Here is a 19,594-nt window from a genome sequence, read left to right as displayed (position 1 = left end):
CTTTCTATAAACTTATATGTTTTTAAGAGTTGGGTTTGTTCTATCGAAGCTCGTACTTGTATTTTCAGCATAACCACCAGCCATTTTCATGACGTTTCCGATGTAGATTAACCAACAATTATTATTTATGTTACCAACTGTTATTCTATATTTAGTTAAATCATTATATTTATCAAGACTTCATCCATAATGCTGAATAAACTCATTATCTGTTATATCCGCTACATGAATTAAATTTCGGGCTGTCCCTTCCTTTCCAGGGACAATGTAATATCATTTATCTCCTGGATATGCTCTAATGTATTTTCCATTGAGATTAAATACCGTATTATCAGAGGAAGGACTTCCCGTTAATTTGCCATCGTAAATTGTTGTATAACGAAAATCCTCTTAATATTCCTCCCGATAAACCTTTTTTTCTACACACAGGTATTCATTACTTTCACCTGCAATCAATTGTAAAATATCTAAATAAATATCCCCATCATATAATGGTACTTGACTGTTTGCCTTAGCATTTTCACTAGTAAAAATATCTCCAAAAAATTGAGGAGGTAAATTACTTAATACAAGTACAGCGATTAGAAGAAGCGAAAGTGTTTTTTCATACTTTTCACCTTTCTTTAAACTATTTGTACTATTGTTTTTGAATTTCTATCCAAAAATAATTTGATTCACTATCTCTTGTAATTCCGTAACGAATTTTAAAATCATTTAATTCAAGAATATCAATGTAATAAAGCTGTTTGTCTGTATTTTGTAAAAAATTCGTTACCTTGTCATCAACCATTTTTCCGAACTCTTTTGTATCAAAATCTGAAGCATAAATTTCATCAATTATACGTTTAGCAACAACTTGGGATGAGGCAACCTGTAATCAAATGAGATCTTTTGGCGATTCTTTGTTCTATCGCTTTCATAACCTACTTGAGAAGTTAATAATCGGTCAACAGGTTGCCAACCATCTTTTTGAAAATGAATACCACTACCTAATAAGCTGACTACTCTTAAATCTGTATTTTTTAAAATCTGTTCTGTATTTACAAGAATCTTTTTATAGCTTTCAAATAATAGGATTAAACCTTCTGCCAATAAAGTCAGCAGGTACGGGGGTGAGTTCTAATTCTCTTGACCAAATAGAGAGTTGTCCAATGTGATGAATTTCATGGGCAATTATATGGTGTAATATTTCCTCAACGGTATATTTATCTTCATCCCATGGTACATATACAACTTTATTTTTAAATTCATCTATATCTTTACTTAGAAATTCTGCTATTTCATTTCGCAATTTATCAGAAAGAGCTTTAACCTTTTCAGGCGTATCATAATCAGCAAATTCAACTATTATGTCTTCTTTGCCTTGAATACCACGAAGCCAACTGAATTCAACATCAATAATGTGAAAAAGAGTATATAATATACTCCCTACTCCACCAGTTCTTTCTTTTTTCAATTCATCATTCGATAGCTGGTTACACCAATCAAACCATTCGTTTCTTACCTGCCAGTTATATTTAAAAAAGTTTATCAATTTGATCACTCCAATATAATTGTTTTAACTATAAGAGTTAGATTCTAGTCACCAAAATCCTCTATGTTTTTTTAGTAATTTGCTAAACGTTTCTTATCAAAGAAACTAATTGCTTACCGTTACAATATGTAAATAAAGAAGGCCACCTAATCATTAGTCAACTAAAGCGCCCGATTGTTGAATAACGAATATTAATATATACTTCATTCTGGTATTGTAAATTTAAAAGGAGATTTAAAAATTTGATAGACATAATCTATCCGTTAATAGGACTAATCATATGCACTTCTATCGTAGTCTTTTTTGTGAAGAAAAAACGAGAACATAAAGATTTTTATGCGGTTGTGATTACAACAACTTTTTTTGGAATCCTATGTTTATTACTAACAATTTGGGAAACAGAGGATTATGTATCCATTAAAAATAAAAAATTTCAAACTTATAGTGGTGAATGTGTTGTAACAGAATTTGAATCAACAGGTAGAACATCTATCCACGAACTTCACGTAGAAATTAATGGTGATCTTGTTGTTTTTGGAGATTTTGATGATTTTAGAAATATTAAGCAAGGGACATATCAATGTACTGTAAAATATATCGAGAAATCACGTACATTATATAACATCAAATCCCAATCACCCAACGAATAAATATAGTAATAAAAGTTGATTATTAAATCGTAGTAACTCCTAATTATTCACCACTTGAACCAATAAGCGTATTCAATTTACTTTGGATTACGCTTATTAATTTAATAAAAATAACAATCAAATTTTACAGCACAGCACCTAAAAATATAATGGATTATCTCAAAACAGCCCCTTATTATCGTATATATTTATTCCAGAAAATGGCCCTTTAATTGAATAAAGCACTTTTCTTATTCAAGAAAAGCGCCGATTGTTAATGGAGCTGGAAGCCACTGACTAGGGTTTTGTATTTCAGGAATTTCAAAGCGATTTCACTACATCTTATTTCTTTAAGGGCATAAATAAGGAAGGATTTAGCTCAACACTTTCAATTACAATAGCAGTTAAACCTTTATCTGATTTAGTTTCATGCCATTCATCTTTTCTCCAAAACACCCCATCTCCAGATTGGACCATAAAATACTTTTCTTTATCGTTACGTACATACCCTTCTCCTGCTATTACTAATAAAAGTTGGGGTACTACTGCTTGATGATATCCTATAACGCCACCTTCCTCTAAGTGCATCCATCCAATATTGGTTTTTTCATCTGTTTGAATAACTCGGGTCATTATAAAATTTGAATTAAAATGAGAAATCTTCTTACCACTTTCTTTACTAATTTTATAAAACTCCATTATGTACCTCCAAGCATCCGGATATAGAACACTTATGCAACAATATTGAACGATAATCCTTTAATTCTTATTAAACTCATCTCCTGGTGAAAGGTTGTCGCAGCGATGTAGACTGCAGGCCCAACAAGGGATATAAAGAAGATAATCGTACGTAATAAACGAATGGCTGATGAGATGTCAAAACGTTCATAGTAATCCTCAACCGATTGAAAAAAGTCAATAAACAAGGCTGGAACCATCAGCACAAAAGGAGTCCCGTTTACGAATATAGCAATCCTTCCTTCAAGAAGATTACCTGCCACTCCATCGGGTCTCTCTGTATGATGTATAGTAGGGAAAGTAGTATTTGTCTGATCTTCAATCAGCTGTTCTATAAAACCGGATTCCAAGACGCCATCGATTTCAATTCTTTTTAAACGTTTACGTACTTCTTCGATGATTTCAACCTTTGCTATGCCATTTATATACATGATGGAAACATCTGTTTTCGTCATTTTGCCAATCTTCATGGATTCAATCCACAAATCTGGCGTATTGATAATCCGACGTACCAGAGCAATATTAGTCTCAATTGATTCATTAAATGCTTCTTTCGAGCCACGAATCGATCCATTGGTAGTCGACTCTTGAATGGCACGTCTTTCCCCACCTTGAGTACTGACACTTAGTGCTGCGTTGTTGCCCTCGATAAATATAATCGTATTTCCTGACATTAATTCTGTGAATAGTTCGTCCCAGTCCCTTGATTTTTTTATTCCACCGACAGCTACAACATCTTCGGCAATCATATCGATTACTTCCTGTTGCGGATTCTGTTCTTGGGATGCAGGATGATCAATCATCGCTTCTATTAAAAAGTCGTTAATAGTTTGATTATCTACCAGCCCTTTAACATAAATAATTTTCGTTTTAACCTTAGGGAATTTCCCAAGTTTAACCGGTCTGATTACAATATCCGAACTATTTCCTGTTCTTTTTTTAATGATTTCTACATTTACGAACAATGAGGTATCGATGTTATTCGACGATTTATCAGTAGATTCAGTAGGGCTATTTCCTTGCTGATTTTTACTATAATTCATTTACTTTTTCCCTTTAAAAAATGAAAACATGGCACCGATACCTTTCTTTGCTTTTCTACAGTTATTTCAACCATAGCGACCTTTTATACAAAATTTTCTATCATTCCATATAGATTTAGGAGTACTGAGGTGCATTTTATGTAGGATTTGAGGTTAAGTATTTCTAAATATTACATTAATGCATTAATGGATGGTGAAGCACTAATTATCTGCTAATCCTATATTTCAATAACAAAGGCGCAATTCATTTATAAATAGCTCCTTCTCTAACCAATGTACATGTACGGAAAAGCTTTTAAAGCAGATATAGTTTTCTTTAGTATTTTCATTTCTAATCCAATACCTAAATGTATATATAGATTTCTGCAGGGTAGACTTTCATCATAGTAACTTTACTTTTCAAAGGAAAATCTGGAGGTGCGTTTTACGTGTTAGAGAAAAAATTAGCAGTTCATGAAACAATGGAATTTCATGAAGTTATAAACTTTATGACAACTAGTTTACTTAAATCGAAGCTGAGTCAAGGGGTTGTCTTTGATGATGATTTAAGAGACTTATTAGACAAAAATGTTAAACTTTCTACCCCTGCACTCACTGCCATGGTTAAGCTTTACTCTAAATCAGAATTAGAATATTAGGAGGACAATGATATGCAAGACTATTTAGATCCTATAAATTCAGTTGGAATGCCTGAACTAACGGATTCGGGAGTTGCGCTTGAGTTTTTACTTACTACCAAAACGGGTATTCGAAACCTTTCAATCGCCTTAACCGAAACAGCTTCCCCTGCACTCCAAAAAATTATGAGAACGCAACTGAACGTCATGATTGATCTATATTTTGAGATTTCTGAACTCATGATGAAAAAAGAATGGCTGAAGCCCTTTAATCTTGAAGGTCAAAAAGAACTGGATATTAAATCTGCAGAAAATGCGATTAGTATTGCACAGTTGGAATTATTCCCTAAGAGCATGAACCGCAAAGGAATGTTCCCTACCCCACCAAAAAATTAACTAAAAAAGAGGGATTTTTTAATGAAAGCTGTTACTTATCAAGGTGTTAAAAATGTTGAGGTCAAGGAAGTAAAAGACCCTAAAATAAAAAAAGCCGATGATATTATTGTCCGCCTAACAACAACAGCCATTTGTGGGTCAGACTTGCATTTGATCCATGGAATGATTCCAAATCTTGGACAAGATTACGTTATTGGCCATGAACCGATGGGAATTGTAGAAGAAGTCGGCAAGGATGTGACGAAGGTAAAAAAGGGTGACCGGGTTATCATTCCTTTTAATATTGCCTGTGGTCAATGCTGGTACTGTAATCACGAGCTGGAAAGTCAATGTGATAATTCCAATGACAATGGTGAAATGGGTGCCTACTTTGGCTATTCAGACACTACAGGCGGTTTTCCAGGAGGACAGGCAGAGTATATGCGTGTTCCCTATGGCAATTTTCTCCCTTTTAAAATTCCGGAGAAATCTGAAGTTCCTGATGAAAGTCTTGTTCTCCTTGCCGATGCTGCCTCTACTGCTTTTTGGAGTGTAGAGAATGCCGGTGTGAAAAAAGGAGATACGGTTGTTATTCTTGGCTGCGGACCTGTTGGGCTATTGGCACAAAAATTTGCTTGGTTGAAAGGTGCAGAAAGAGTAATCGCAGTTGACTACATCGCGTATCGTCTTAAACATGCAAAAAAGACAAATAACGTCGAAATCGTTAATTTTGAAGATCATCAAAATTGTGGTGAATATTTAAAGGAAATTACAAAGGGCGGTGCCGATGTTGTCATTGATTGTGTCGGGATGAGCGGAAAAATGACGCCTCTAGAATTCCTTGCAAGTGGCGTAAAACTGCAAAGTGGTGCTATGGGAGCGATTGTGACCGCCAGTCAAGCAGTACGTAAAGGAGGAACGATCCAAATTACCGGTGTTTATGGTGGGAGATATAATGCCTTCCCACTCGGTGATATATTCCAACGCAATGTAGCGATACGTACTGGACAAGCACCAGTTGTACACCTGATGCCTCATGTCTATAACTTAATCGCTGATGGTAAAGTGAATGCAGGTGATATCATCACACATGTCCTTCCTCTTGAAAAAGCAAAACATGGCTATGAAATATTCGATACAAAACAAGAAGATTGCATTAAAGTGGTTTTAAAACCTTAAAATTAGTGTGAAGGTACTTTTGTCTTTGTTTTATCGCAAAAGTATCTTTTTCTTTTGCCCTGTCCCTCAATACAAATTTTCAAAATAGTTCTTCTTTTATTAAAGTAAAGAATTTGGTAAAGACTTTCTATAGCTTTACTATAGGAAGAGTTTTATTTATGGTATTCAGTTTAATTTTTTTGTTGTTACTCAAAGTAATTACTATTCAAGAAATAATTACAAACTAAATGGATGGATGGTCATCTTTTAGTTCTTCTTTCTAATCATCTTGCCACATAAGCAGTCATGAGGAACACAAATAGTATTAGAAAATTACATTCTGACATGGTGTAACAGTTATAATAATCTTCACAGTTACAATTGCATTAATGGAGATTCTTTTTTTATTCTTCCAATCCCAAAGAAGTCCTTTTACAAAACTCCCTTTAACGAACCCCCCGTTATTCAAATAAAGCTTAAATCCTATTAAAATATAATATTTCTAAATGAACAATATATAAAATTGATGGGATTAAGTAGCATAATATACACACATATAACACACATACTGTGCCACCTTATGACGTAAAAGATTTTTATTCAAGAACTGGTCCTATAACGGAAAAACGCGATCTTCTTATTGAAGAATCGCGCCCGAGTGTTGAATAAATAGCCTTTGACTATTTTAATTTATTTACTAAGATTTCCTTGTGGATATTAGATAATTTTATCAATTCAAAGCTTTTATTATTTATTAACTCAGTAATATTGTTAGCTTCTTCCCAAGCTAAATTGTAAAGGGATTCTTCAATAATCCCATTTAAATAAGCCTCCTCTAGTTCGTCAGCATCTTTTAGAATTACTTCTCCAGAAGGTAACAAAATAAAATCCAAAAATAAATCATCAAGCCAAGGAATATTTCTATCTAATCCATTCTTTAAGCAAATATCTATATACCACTGCACGATATTCCCCTTATTATCAAACATGGTTGTTACTGAATGCTTTTTGTCTATGGGAAATTGTTGAAGCCACATATAACCATCATCACAAATACATATATCATTTTCTCCATACATGACTGATAATGGTTTAGTTACTTCAATAGTATGTAGTAAAGTGATATACCCCTTAAATTCCTTTGTATCAAGATAAGATTGCGCGTATTTTCTCTTTGTGATTCTTTTCCATTCTGAACGATCCCCATATTTTCTCTTCATCCCATCCTCCGTATCGACGCATCTCCTTGTTTAAGAAATGCGTCCGATTGATGAAAATTGTTTTTCGATTAAAGGCTCCGTTAGCACAAAAACAAACAACTTATTTTAAGACCTTCCATTCTTCATAAGTTTTAGCATCAATAGTTAAACTTTTGGTTTTTAACCATTTGAAAGCTTCCAGAACAAGTGGTGAAGCATTATCCAAAGAAACTTCTTTTTCAGATATCCATAATGCTCCAAGTGAATCTTGTCCATCGAATTGAACTGGCACGCTTAATTCTCCACCCACTTTTTTAACAGAATAATAAACTACAATATGATGTACATCCGTATAATCTCTCCACAACCAAGGGAGTATGAAATCGATGACACCAATATTTTCTATAATTTCAATTTCAAGACCCGTTTCTTCAATAAACTCTCTTTTCATTGCCTTAGATAAAGTTTCACGTTCTTCTAAACTACCTCCAGGAAGGTCATATCGGTTAATATAGGGACCACCATTTTTATTTATCACCAATAGTTTGTCATCTTCCACACAGATTCCATATACACCAAAAGCTCTGTGATATTTTTTTCCAGACAAAAATAACTCCTCCTATTTCAGGAAAGCTTATTAAATAAACTGCCCCGATAGTTTAATAAAATAACTTCCAAGCAAAATTAACATAATTATAAAGTTAATAATGTAGGTATTATTTAAGAATGGTCCGTTAGCTGAAGAAGGTACAATTCCTATTAAAGAATTGAGCCCTTAAATGGAATAAGTCAAGATTTTTAACTAAAGCTTTTTCTACTGCTAATTACGTAACTTAACAATTCGGTTGTTCTGTTTAAATCAAATCTAGAAGGCCTTCAGGAACAAGTCGCAATTCACCGTTTTGAAATTTACATATGGGTAATCGCTTAATTTTAAATATTTTCCCGTCATCCTCCTTACCTTCAAACAATTCCTTGGTATAAAAAGAGGTATCAATAAAGGCTGCATCATATACTTGTACAATCTCGTGTCCTACTTCACCGCCAAAAGTAAAGATATTTTCAACGTTCCTAAATATTTGAGATTAAAAATATCAGCTTCAATTTCTTCCCTTACTTCTCTTATTAATGCTTCTGCGCTTTTTTTCCCGAATTCAATTTCCCCTCCAATAGGACGGTAATAATAATCCTCTTTTACTGGATCATATCCCTCTGCAATAAGGATGGATTCATCATTTCGAAAAATACAGATAACCAATGGTCGTATTATTCCTTTTTTCACAGTAATCCCCCAAATCGTTTATCTATTACCTTTAGTTGTTTCTATTCAATTACAAATATACCCTTCTTTTATTCCATACAATGGCCCTATAATTGAATAATGCACTTTTCTAATTCAGAAAAGCGCCCGATTGTTGAATACGGGGCCACTATGCTTTCGGATATATAGCGTTAAGTACAAAAATGTTACTAGCTATGGTATTAGAAACGTTGGGACGGTGGAGGTAGGGAGAATGTCATCATGTAAAAAAAGTTTCCAAATATTCAAATTGAAATTGAATTCTACTTTAATTTATCAGAATGTTTATAATTAAATAATTAAATTCTTTCATACGAAGGTGGTAAAAAATGAATTTTCCAAGACTTTCTCAAATACGTTTTTCAAAATTAATATTACACTCGCTGTTATTAGTCAGCTTTTTGACACTAATATCTATAATTACCCAAAGCTTGATTAAGTGGATATTTAATATAAATTTCTCTTCAGTAGATGGTCCTGCTACAACCTTAGTTTTGATTTGGATTTTCTTTGCTATACAGAATAAAAAATATCAGAAAGACGTTTAGGCATAAGGCGCCCGATTGTTGAATAAGAGATCGTCATATTCGTATGGTCTCCTACCTTATATACAAAGAAGTTGCCAAATACGATTTTGGCTAAGTGAATAGACTTTAATTATATTACCAAACGTCGTATGGGAAGGTTATACTTTAACTAACGGGTGCTTTAGTGTAAAAAGTATTCCCAAACTCCGCTTTGAGGACTTTAACCCCTCTATTTTACGTTTGATAAAATACAATTTGAAAAAATTAGAGGTGATAGGTTGTTAAGAAGATGGGTGTTATTTATAGGAATAGCCGTTTGTCTGTTAGCGTGTTCGAATGGAATAGAGTATTCTTCAAATCAAAACAATGATAAACACGATTTGTTTTCATTTTCAATTAAAACTAGCGCATCTCCTAATCAAGTGAATTTTATTGAATTAAAAGAAATGGGCAAGAATTTCAAGGATATAAATGAGAATAAAACATTCCCAGCCTTTTATTCGTTTCGCATATATTACGGAGAATATGGAAGTATTCTAGAGGAATATAAAGAGTATGTTCAATTCGATTTATCGACCGTAGATTATTTTGATATTCAATGGAGTAATGATAGTTTAGTTTCCATTAATGTAATTAGAATAAAAGATGATGGTAGTACATTCAAGGCAGAATCTATTGACTTGGACATATCAGACAGCTCTTATAAATAGTATTGCTCGTAAGCTCTTCGTGCAACAAAGACTTTATTAAGCAGACAAAATAAACTGAATAAACGTTCCCAAATAAAAGCTTGGTAACATTTCAAATAGCGGCAATCACTGTTAAATCAGTGATTGTCGTTAGAAAATAACGCTCTGAGACGCTGTGAGAAACTATTTTAAAGAGGACTGTTCAATTCACTTGTTCTGAAATGTTACCAAAGGACGCTTTGGTAGCTTTCTTTGTATTAGTTTATGGAAAGTGAGGAAATCTTTTAATGATTACAGAATTAAATAGCTTAGAATTTTTCAAGTGTAAAGAACTGTTATATGAGCATGGTCAATTAGAAGTAAATGCAATAATTGAAGGTATAAATCCAGGTAGAGTATTTGTAGATGATGTTGATTCGCCAACATCTGGCCTTATTTGGCTAGGTAATAATGATGGTTTTATCTTTATTGGAGATGAAAAAACGAAGCATTCAATAACGAATTAAATGCTTTTATTGACCAATTCATTATACCGAGGCACGAAAGTTAGGATTACATTGGTTTGAAGTTGTTGGTAATCATCCAAAATGGAATAAAGTAATTGAAAAAGTGTTGAGTAATCGTGAATTATGTAGCTGGAATCAACGTGTATATACGCTGCAAAAGGCTGATTATACATATAACAATGAACTCACTATTGGAAAAGAGTATAGAGCTGAGAAAATAACAAAACAGCTTTATGAAAATAAAGACAATGCAATAAAAAATATCGAATTTTTACATACAAAAATTTTAGAGTTCTGGTCTTCGTCTGAAAAATTTTTTGATCATGGGATTGGTTACTGTATCATTTATAAAAATGAAATTGTGAGTATTTGTGTTTCGTGCTTTGTCGTTAGAGATGTGCATTGTGTAAGTATTGAAACCTTAGAACTGCATCAAGGAAAGAAGCTAGGTCAAAAAATAGCAAAGTCTTATGTAGAAGAATGCTTACATTATAATCTCATTCCGTATTGGGACTGTATGGAATCAAATAAGCCCTCTATTGCTGTGGCAGAAAATTTAGGATTTACAATGACATTTAACTACATAGGTTATGAATTTCCTTTTAAGTAAATTTAATTTTTCTATATAGAGCCTTCGTTCAATAAAGATTTATAAAATATATATAAATAAATTAAAAAACGTTCCCAAATGAAAATTGGGGGGCAACAGAAAAACCAGTAAACGTTGTTGTAGCAACGTTTACTGGTTTTTATTGGAACATTGTTTATACGATATTTGATGCAAGTCAATGAAACGTTATTAAACCAACTTCTATACTTGTTGGGCATAATCTTTAATTTGCATAAAAACTTATATAGCCATTCTTTTATCAATATAAATCTGCATCTTCTCTAGGACTCCCCCAACAAAAAGTGTTGCTCCACAATATGGCCCTATAATTGAATAAAGCACTATTCTTATTCTAGAAAAGCGCCCTTTAATTAAACTCCATTTATAAAGGTGAAAAGGAGTTATCAGTAATTGCTACTTATTCTCTATAAAAAGTATCCAACTAAGTGTAGTGTTTCCAAATAAATCCTCTTGGAGAAGTTACTTATTCTTATAATTTATGGCCTCTTTAAATTCTTCGCTAGCTCTGATATTGTAAAACATATTTCTACTTTTTATGTTCGCTATTGTTCCTGTTTTTGTATGGTCTATCCACAAATAATATTCACCATCGCTTAGTTTGATTTTATATTGCGGAACTATTTGGTTATCTACTTCACCAAATTCTCTAGCCTTTTTAAATGTTTTCTCTATAATTTTAATATCCTTCACATCAGATATTAATTGTAATGTATCTGGTTTTTCTTCTTCAAAATTAATTAATTCTTGAATTTCTATAGTGTTTATTGTTTCTCTAGTGCTGTCACAAGCTACTAACCACATAGTACAAATAATTACAAATAAAATTGTCTTTATATTCATCTTATGTTCACCTCTTTTTGTTATTACCTATATACTATTCGGATTTATTGTATCAGTAAAAAATTCTATATTTCCCCATTAAGTCCTTCTTCAATAACTAAATGCTGTGTTAGTTGAACAAAAAAGCTAGCAAAGTATCATTTAGTAACTCCCCTTAAGATTGTGGAATAACTATAATGTGATTTCAATTGATAACACTAAATCCTACCTGTGCTTCTAATACATACTTTTCCTCTGGTTCAGTCCCCTCTGAAACTCTAATATAAAAATCTGCAATACCGTTTACGACATAATGTCCAGCAGGAAATTCTTTATCCATAACTCGTTTCATGAAATCTTTATATTCATTTTTGTCTTCGGAACTATATCCTCCACTGCCAACATATTCTTCTCGAAGTGGTTCCCCCTTAACTAATGTCGTACTAATTAACGGCTCATTCATTCCATATTCAATTTCATAATTTCTCGTAGTCTCAACCATTGGAAACGAAAATGGCGAAGCAGAATGGAAAATTTCAATTTCTCCTTTATCACCTGTATATTCCAGTTCTGCGTATATTTTTATCGGCTCATTTTCACTATACTCTGCTTTTTCGGTTACAAGTCGATAGGTAAAATCCCCCTCAGTGACTTTGGCCTGTGTTTCCAGCTTATCTGTGTTGGACACCTCATTATCAAGCTTCTTGTCATTACTTTGTTGGCAACCAAATAGAATAATTGATATAAATACAAAAGATAAAATCGTTGTTATTTTTTTCATTTAGTCATACCTCCTAGTATAATTAGACGGGGTTTCATAGCTTTCGTTTCAAAATAAATCCAGTAGCTTCTTTTTTACACTAACTGACTCGATTGTTGAATAACGTGTTTATCTTGGAAGGAAAAAATAATGCAATAAAAAAGAAGACCGTTGCCTCGACAAGGGTCTTCTTTATATGTCTTATATGGGTGGCGGGACATTACCGCCGCAGAGCTTTAAAAGTACTCCCAATTATAGATTGAGTTTTTACTAAAGAAACTAATGTATAGTCATACTGGTATCAGTTTTTACCACACCAAGTAAATATCCTTCATATATATCTTCCCGATCATAGTTTTCGTTGATTAATGTCAGGTTTGCTAGTACTTCAACTTTTTCTGCAGGATAATTTCCGGATCTAGAGACAGCTGAAATAAATTCAGTTTCTATCTTTTGAGTGTCAGATAAAATCTCAATTTTTGGCTGATTCATTACAGTTATCTTATGACTAATTGGGTTAAGTTCAAGAGTAGCAATTAGTTTAATCTTGGATTTTTTTAATTTGATCTCACGATAAACAAGCTTTTGATTGCTTTTACTCAGTTTCTCACCATAAGTAAATAATAGTTTATTTGATTCCTTATCTCTAATATCGATAATTATCGTTTCATTTTCTACTCTTTTATAAAGATTTACTTGTTCTTTTCTATAGGGTATTTCTATATATAAATCATTCAATGCTATTTGGTGCTCACCTAATCCAATATCATCTTCTATTATCTTTTCTCCCTTTATTTCCTCAGTAACTGTTTCTTTTGGGGGTACAGCATTTTCCTGTTTTTCACAGCCTGTAACATTACCTAAAATTAATATTAGGATTACAAATAAATTGTGTGATGTTTTCCTCATAAATAAGCATCCTTTTTAAAATGTCATTTGGTTCCAATTGTAACATATTGTTTAAATTTTCATTGTTTTAAAAATAACAATCTCTTCTAAGGTATTGCTCAACAATCTGGCCCTATAACGGAAAACGCAATTTTCATATTGAAGAATCGCGCCCTTTAATTGAATAACTAAGTCTAATATTAATGGTTAATTCTGACGTAAGAGTGGAGCATTATTATTGAATATCTAATGCAGTTACATAAGTAGCAGTACTACCTTCCCATGTTCCTACTATTTCAACTATATACTTCCCTTTTTCTTTTATTTCTTCAAACGTATTATACGTTGCAACCACATTATTATTGTCCCAGACTTTTATTTCATATTGAGTTGGTTCTTTTTCAAAATCTAATTTTACAGTTTCGGCTATATTAGCTTTAACACCCTGTTCGATATTTACCATCTCGGTTGGAGGAGCATGATCTGCCTCCACAGTTACTACTTGCCCTGTACTTTTATCAAAATAACTCCAACTATAAATTCCTCGGTAAGTTATAATCTCGTCTTTGCCAATTTTTAATTTTATAGCGGGTGGTTCTTCCCGATTATTTGACTTTGTGATTATATTATTACTTGTACTTTTAGATGTATCCTCTTCGACATTACTACACCCTAATAATGTGAATAACATCATTAATGAAAACCCCATTCGAATTAATATATTCATAATATTCCTCCTTTTTAAATTAGTCGACATTTTAAAGTTACAAAACATTTTATCCTAGTAGTCTGTTAATTTAAGTTTATTTTTTTATCTGTACTTAAACATTAATATCAATTTTTTTGTGTTGTTGTAGCAGCGTTGGACAACTTGCGCTAGACACAGCTTAAAAAGCTTCTTTTCCACTAAAAAAGGCTATGGTACGTTTTTTGAATTTGTACCATAACCTTTTACTATTTACTTAATAGGGATTTTTACAATCGCTATTGTCTCTTTTTCATTTATTCTATCAAATGTAATCGTTCCATTGTATTTATTAATTGTTTCTTTAACAATAAACAAACCTTGTCCTCTAACTCTTCCTTTCTCTACTTTTTTCGTTGAGTAGCCTTGTTTAAATATTTGATTTTTATCAGGTAGCTTTCGCCCAGTGTTCGTAATCGAGAACGTATAATATAACTCGTCTGCTTTACAGCTAACTGTAATTTTACGTAGTTCCTCTGGCAACTCCATTGTTGCTTCTATCGCATTATCAATTATGTTCGATAATATATTGATTAAATCAATCGTTTTTATGTTATCAAATGGATTGTCATCAACAGTTATCTGTATATCAATTTGTTGATTTTGACATGTTAATTTTTTTGTTTGCAGTAATATCGCTAATCCTGGGTGATCAAGATTCAATTTAATAGATTCAATTGTCTGTATATCTTTAGACAAAGAATCGACATACTTTGTCGCTTGATCTACCTCACCTATATGCAGAAAGCCATGTAAAACCTGGATGTGATTAATATAATCGTGCCTAAATGATGAGACAGAAGCAATTAACGTTTTAATTTCCTTTTGATACGTATCCTCCGTAGTTCCAACTTCTTTTTGATACCACTTTTGTAAAAGTAAGAAAGAAATAATAACAATAATAACAAAAAGTCCGCTGAGTACTAATAGAAAAATATTACTATTAATAACTGTTTCTTTAATCCCGTCAAGTGTCTCCGTACTAATATCAATGCCAAGGTAGCTGATGATTTCCCCATTTTCATTCATAACAGGCGTCCCAACCGTTATATAATGATGACCATATTTCGTATCTTCCAGAATCCCTGTTACAAATTGCTTTCCTTCCTCATACGCTAATTTCACTTGGGCTTCCGGTACAGTACACCCTTCACCTATTGGAAAATCATTTGGATTATCCTTGTTTTCAGGATAACCTACAATTAAAGCTTTCGATGTAGTAGGATTGTCTATTTCCATAGTATAGACGTATAATACGCCTAGTTTTTCTCGGGCATCATTCAAATAATGCCGTATTGTCCAATAATCTTCATCACGATTCCGTTCTTTTAAAAATCGCTCATACGTTTCCAGGTCAATCGCCTTTGCAATGGATTTGGCAGCTTCAAGATTTTGGTTAGCAATCGCCTCTTCCACGGTATCTTCAATCTTTATATAGGAAGTATACATACTAATTCCAATAAAGAATATGACTAATACTATAGATAACACTATTATTAGCTTTAATTTAAAACGTTTCATATCAAAATAATCTTCCTTACTATTAAATACATATTTTGCTGTAAATTAAACAATTAAATTATTTCCCTGAAATTGAAATAGCCCTTCCCACCGACTGTTGAAATAAGGGCTATTTCATTTAATTTCTTTATTCTTTGTACCAATAAAACACATTTTAATACCATTAAGTCATTACTTTCAATTAGTAATCTGTTATAAAATCTATAATTGTTACTATTAATTCGATATAAAGGAACAAAAAACAGTATAAACGTTCTAAATCCTTTTGTCCAAAAAACTTTAATATTACCAGGAATGCAATTATTTACTTTTTTCACAAAGTTAATCCAATTTTTATAGAATACTGCTGAGTTAATTTCTTTAATAATCTTGCTAGATTTTCTCGCAAGATTATGATGTACTTACCAAAGTTTATTTTTAACCTTATTGTACTAACCTACTTCGTCTTTAAGTTCATCATTTCACAATTCCACCTAAATATTAATATAAATATCCAGTCTTTTTAGTAAAGGATATTGTTCAATTATATGACCCTATAATGGAAAAACGCAATCTTCCTATTGAAGAATCACGCACGATTGTGGAAGATTGGATTTCTGTATCCCCAAACGCTCCAATAAAAAAGCACTTTCCTTATTCAAGGATAGCGCCTATGAATTGAAGAAGTTATTTAATTAGAAATCTTTATGCCATTCATCATCTAAAATCACACCTTTTTCATCAATATAACTCATAGCAAACGAACCGTGGTTTAATTTATCTTCGCTTTTTAAAGAAGCAATTAATTCATTTAGGATTTTTTCGTCATCATCGCTCTTTTTACGAGGGACAGTAATACGGATGATTGGTGCAACATCAAATTCTTTATAACTTTTAGGTTTTTGAGGATCGATATCTAATTCTCGACCGATAGTATCATTGGTAAAGTAAACGAAGAAATCCGTTGTTTCACCAAAACTTTCTTCAATAAATGGATATATTTCACTTTTTAAGTCTTTTTCCCATTTATCCGCAATGTAAGTGTCCACCATTTGTTTTGTTTCATCATCATAATAAGCTAAAAACTCTATATTCGTCTTCTTATCCCTGACCTTAGCAGCATATTCAAATCCATAGTTCCCCATATTATCATACAAAGTGTCATATATCTCGAAGTTTTCATTAAAATTATCTTCTAAATATTGTTCAGCTTGAATTCTGACTTCCTCTTCTTTATCTTTGTCTGGTTTCATTTCTAATAGAAAGACAAATACAATTACTCCAACTCCTATTAATATGACACCTAAAATGCTAAGTATGATTTTAAGAAATATTTTCAAAACATCTCCTCCCTCATTCAATAATTTACCATAATATTCTACCTCAGTCTCATACTATAGTTATTCAACAATCTGGCCATATAACGGAAAAACGCGATCTTCTTATTGAAGAATTGCGCCTGATTGTTGAATATGGGTATCATCAGATTTATTCATTTGTAGGCATAAATAAACTTAATAACTTTCCTAAATGACACTTTGTCGATGTTCGAACCAGCAGCATTACAAAGTGTTCAGCTGCTTGTTCTTTCATGTAAAGAATGAGTTTTTTTGAATGATAAGGTATTATTAGGGCTGATACCTATTTGAAGGGAGAATTAAACGATGTTTTCAATTGATAAATATATTGTTTCAATACAGACTAATTTAGAAAAACATACAACTACATTAGTTAAAGAACTGGAAAAAATTATTTCTTACAAATTTGATGATGCTGTTGATTTGGTAGATTTTTCTGTATTTACAGATCCTACAAGATTTGAACTATCTATTATGATGTTTTCGATGGATAGGAATGCAAATGAAGTATTTGGTGAAAACCTTACAGATAAAAGTTTTGCAGGAAGTGTTGAGGTTCTTGGAGTCACGTCATATTATCAGTTGCAAGACAATCAACAAGATACTTTTTGGGATTTCTATGAACAAAATGATGAAGAATTGGCTATTAAGGAACAACAATTATTTACGGAGTGGTTTATTGGATGCTGGGAGAAAGCAGGTGGAAAAGAATTTAACTTACCTGTTTATATTGGGTTCCATGACGAAACATCTTCATATGACTTGCAGAATGCAAAGTTTATAGAGGATGAGGAAAAATGGATTTAGGAATCACTATACATCTACATCAAAATAATGTTCCCAAATCAAAGTTTTGGAACACATTAAAAAGTCACGAATGTTGTTAAATCAACGTTCATGACTTTTTATGAGAACTATTGTTTATACAGTTTTTATACAAAAGGTGCAAACGTTGATGCAGCAGCATTTATATTTGCTGGGCTTGTTCTTTAATTTGCATAAAAATTTGTATAATATATTTCATATCGTTGTAAATCTGCATCTTCTGAATCTTTTCTGACGCTATCTCATGGAAAATGTTATTCAATAATATGGGCCGATTGTTGAATAACTTAATCCTCATTAATTAGATAAGGATTGAACTTTAAAAGCTACTTCTCTCAGTTTAACATCAATATACGATAGCATGTTTATATCTACCCACGTCGGCAAATATATTCCTCTCGCTCTCTCTTTGTCTTTGTATTCCTCACCTTGTCCAGTACCGAATGTTCCATTAATGATTTCAGTTAAGAAAAAGTATTGAGTTCCATTATATTCAATTTTTGCTATACACTCATTGAGCTTTACCTCTACTCCTAATTCCTCAAATGCTTCTCTTTTGGCACCTTCTTCTGGAGTTTCCCCATTTTCTATTCCTCAACATATTTTCAATACCACTATCTAAATTTAATTAACTTACCTGCCTATTGGCTTCCACCTCAAATATCCAATTTGTTTGTTGTATTTTACGCGATTTTCTTATTGAAGAATCGCGCCGATTGTTGAACAATGAATGATCTTAATTTTATGCGTTCACAAGGTTAAGGATAACATTATTCCCTAACAACGCTTTGGGAATCATTAAAGGATTTTATTAGCACTTTCTAGAAATATAATTATATCGATTTAGAAGGTGTCTTATACTTTAATGACGCAATTTAGTGGAATAAGCCGTCTTTAAAAACACAAAGGAGGCATGTATGAAAAAGGTATTAATTTCTTTATTAGCCGTAGCTGTGTTAGTAGGTGGAATGTATTTTGCATCTAACTCTGAACCACCTAAACCAGTCATAACAATAGAAAATAAGACTGTAAAAGTGGCACAAGGTTCTTATTGTTGGAACGGGCTTATTAACGCACAATGTGTTGATAAGATTTCTCCACCTGATCTGATTAAACATCACGAAATTAAAACCGTTGTTGTATCACCTGGAGCTGAATTAAAAATAAAATTTAATCGTAAACCACTAGAGAATACGTTAAACGCATCTATATGGTTCAGTAACAATGAAGTAGAAAATGCTCCATTAAATGAAAATGTATTATCAGTTCCAAAAGAAAAAGGTGTTTATATTTATAGTATTTCTGCATATTGGGAAAAGGGAAGTTCAAGTTATGTCTTTATAATTGAAGTTAAGTAAGTTTTTCACTTAAATGTACTTTAGTGAAAAAGTATTTACAATGTATACATAAATAAATCTAATCACGTTGCCAAATCAAAGTTTTGGAGTGCAAAAAGGGACAAGCGTTGATGTGACAGCGCTTGTCTCTTTTTTAGAGTAACTTTGTTTATACAAATTTTTATACTTCCCTATTGCTGAAAATGGTACAATTCGTCTTCAAGAATTGCGCGCGATTGTTGAAGAACATATTTTGTTTCCCAAACCTCTCACTAGGAGACATTATATAGTTTTACCTTTAAAATTAATAGTAATGACTTCAATTCAAATGAATAACGGGAAAGATAAAAAGTACATGCTACAATACAAATTTTACTTATTCTTAATATCAAACTTATTGGTGTTTTGTTATTTCT

At 32.2% G+C, this 19,594-nt stretch carries 21 protein-coding genes and 1 pseudogene; 8 read left to right on the top strand and 14 right to left on the bottom strand.

The genetic code is table 11. The annotated features are described in order from the left end of the window. Positions 1–637: 637 nt before the first annotated feature. Positions 638–790, bottom strand: coding sequence for a hypothetical protein (locus M3166_RS03975; protein ID WP_251687534.1), 153 nt, complete (start codon positions 788–790; stop codon positions 638–640). Positions 791–1,063: 273 nt separating this feature from the next. Next, entirely contained in the window at positions 1,064–1,534 is a 471-nt protein-coding gene (locus M3166_RS03970) for a DinB family protein (protein ID WP_251687532.1), read from the bottom strand. Between the two features lie 305 nt (positions 1,535–1,839). Between M3166_RS03970 and M3166_RS03965 the strand changes: the two genes are divergently transcribed. After that, the gene (locus M3166_RS03965; RefSeq protein WP_251687530.1) at positions 1,840–2,184 is read left to right on the top strand and encodes a hypothetical protein; all 345 of its coding nucleotides are present in this window, start codon (positions 1,840–1,842) and stop codon (positions 2,182–2,184) included. Between the two features lie 321 nt (positions 2,185–2,505). Here the strand turns inward: M3166_RS03965 and M3166_RS03960 are convergent, their stop codons facing one another. Both M3166_RS03960 and M3166_RS03955 read right to left on the bottom strand, forming a co-directional pair. Then, a complete protein-coding gene (locus tag M3166_RS03960; RefSeq protein ID WP_251687528.1) occupies positions 2,506–2,862 on the bottom strand; it encodes a cupin domain-containing protein in 357 nt (118 codons plus the stop codon). A gap of 32 nt (positions 2,863–2,894) precedes the next feature. Next, positions 2,895–3,944, bottom strand: a complete 1,050-nt coding sequence (locus M3166_RS03955) for a spore germination protein (protein WP_251687526.1) — start codon at positions 3,942–3,944, stop codon at positions 2,895–2,897. 428 nt (positions 3,945–4,372) lie between these two features. Here M3166_RS03955 and M3166_RS03950 point away from each other — a divergent pair, with 428 nt between their 5' ends. From M3166_RS03950 to M3166_RS03940, 3 genes are read left to right on the top strand one after another with little or no spacing between them, the layout of a single operon-like run. Beyond that, on the top strand, positions 4,373–4,582 hold the full coding sequence (locus M3166_RS03950) for a spore coat protein (protein ID WP_251687524.1): 210 nt from the start codon (positions 4,373–4,375) through the stop codon (positions 4,580–4,582). Between the two features lie 12 nt (positions 4,583–4,594). After that, positions 4,595–4,957, top strand: a complete 363-nt coding sequence (locus M3166_RS03945; RefSeq protein ID WP_251687522.1) for a spore coat protein — start codon at positions 4,595–4,597, stop codon at positions 4,955–4,957. 21 nt (positions 4,958–4,978) lie between these two features. Next, a complete protein-coding gene (locus M3166_RS03940; protein ID WP_251687520.1) occupies positions 4,979–6,115 on the top strand; it encodes a zinc-dependent alcohol dehydrogenase in 1,137 nt (378 codons plus the stop codon). A 659-nt stretch (positions 6,116–6,774) separates the two neighbouring features. On the opposite strand, the gene M3166_RS03935 is transcribed toward M3166_RS03940, so the two are convergent. The 3 genes from M3166_RS03935 to M3166_RS03925 form a co-directional block, all read right to left on the bottom strand. Beyond that, entirely contained in the window at positions 6,775–7,314 is a 540-nt protein-coding gene (locus M3166_RS03935; RefSeq protein WP_251687518.1) for a DUF402 domain-containing protein, read from the bottom strand. Between the two features lie 100 nt (positions 7,315–7,414). Next, positions 7,415–7,900, bottom strand: a complete 486-nt coding sequence (locus M3166_RS03930; protein WP_251687516.1) for an NUDIX hydrolase — start codon at positions 7,898–7,900, stop codon at positions 7,415–7,417. 426 nt (positions 7,901–8,326) lie between these two features. Continuing rightward, positions 8,327–8,575, bottom strand: coding sequence for an NUDIX domain-containing protein (locus M3166_RS03925; protein WP_251687514.1), 249 nt, complete (start codon positions 8,573–8,575; stop codon positions 8,327–8,329). Positions 8,576–9,398: 823 nt separating this feature from the next. Between M3166_RS03925 and M3166_RS03920 the strand changes: the two genes are divergently transcribed. Both M3166_RS03920 and M3166_RS03915 read left to right on the top strand, forming a co-directional pair. Beyond that, positions 9,399–9,830, top strand: a complete 432-nt coding sequence (locus M3166_RS03920; protein ID WP_251687512.1) for a hypothetical protein — start codon at positions 9,399–9,401, stop codon at positions 9,828–9,830. Positions 9,831–10,096: 266 nt separating this feature from the next. Continuing rightward, positions 10,097–10,925 (top strand): annotated as a pseudogene (locus M3166_RS03915) (GNAT family N-acetyltransferase). Positions 10,926–11,405: 480 nt separating this feature from the next. Here M3166_RS03915 and M3166_RS03910 read toward each other — a convergent pair. The 6 genes from M3166_RS03910 to M3166_RS03885 form a co-directional block, all read right to left on the bottom strand. Next, complete coding sequence (locus M3166_RS03910; protein ID WP_251687509.1) at positions 11,406–11,786, bottom strand: hypothetical protein; 381 nt, start codon at positions 11,784–11,786, stop codon at positions 11,406–11,408. Positions 11,787–11,970: 184 nt separating this feature from the next. Further along, a complete protein-coding gene (locus M3166_RS03905) occupies positions 11,971–12,546 on the bottom strand; it encodes a hypothetical protein (RefSeq protein ID WP_251687507.1) in 576 nt (191 codons plus the stop codon). Positions 12,547–12,804: 258 nt separating this feature from the next. After that, positions 12,805–13,434, bottom strand: coding sequence for a hypothetical protein (locus M3166_RS03900; RefSeq protein WP_251687505.1), 630 nt, complete (start codon positions 13,432–13,434; stop codon positions 12,805–12,807). A 214-nt stretch (positions 13,435–13,648) separates the two neighbouring features. Then, positions 13,649–14,140, bottom strand: coding sequence for a hypothetical protein (locus M3166_RS03895; protein WP_251687503.1), 492 nt, complete (start codon positions 14,138–14,140; stop codon positions 13,649–13,651). Positions 14,141–14,371: 231 nt separating this feature from the next. After that, the gene (locus tag M3166_RS03890) at positions 14,372–15,679 is read right to left on the bottom strand and encodes a sensor histidine kinase (protein ID WP_251687501.1); all 1,308 of its coding nucleotides are present in this window, start codon (positions 15,677–15,679) and stop codon (positions 14,372–14,374) included. A gap of 674 nt (positions 15,680–16,353) precedes the next feature. Continuing rightward, the gene (locus M3166_RS03885; RefSeq protein ID WP_251687499.1) at positions 16,354–16,998 is read right to left on the bottom strand and encodes a hypothetical protein; all 645 of its coding nucleotides are present in this window, start codon (positions 16,996–16,998) and stop codon (positions 16,354–16,356) included. Between the two features lie 324 nt (positions 16,999–17,322). On the opposite strand from M3166_RS03885, the gene M3166_RS03880 reads away from it, so the two are divergent. Next, complete coding sequence (locus M3166_RS03880) at positions 17,323–17,823, top strand: hypothetical protein (protein WP_251687497.1); 501 nt, start codon at positions 17,323–17,325, stop codon at positions 17,821–17,823. A gap of 315 nt (positions 17,824–18,138) precedes the next feature. Here M3166_RS03880 and M3166_RS03875 read toward each other — a convergent pair whose 3' ends face one another. Continuing rightward, positions 18,139–18,432, bottom strand: a complete 294-nt coding sequence (locus tag M3166_RS03875) for an NUDIX domain-containing protein (RefSeq protein WP_251690006.1) — start codon at positions 18,430–18,432, stop codon at positions 18,139–18,141. 326 nt (positions 18,433–18,758) lie between these two features. Between M3166_RS03875 and M3166_RS03870 the strand changes: the two genes are divergently transcribed. After that, positions 18,759–19,199 carry a hypothetical protein gene (locus tag M3166_RS03870; protein ID WP_251687495.1) on the top strand — a complete coding sequence of 147 codons (441 nt, stop codon included), beginning with the start codon at positions 18,759–18,761 and terminating at the stop codon, positions 19,197–19,199. The last annotated feature ends 395 nt before the right edge of the window (positions 19,200–19,594 follow it).

Source organism: Solibacillus isronensis (assembly GCF_023715405.1).
In the GTDB taxonomy this organism is placed as follows: Bacteria; Bacillota; Bacilli; order Bacillales_A; family Planococcaceae; genus Solibacillus; species Solibacillus isronensis_B.
Note: the sequence above shows the minus strand (reverse complement) of the source record. Positions and strands in the feature narration are given on the sequence as shown.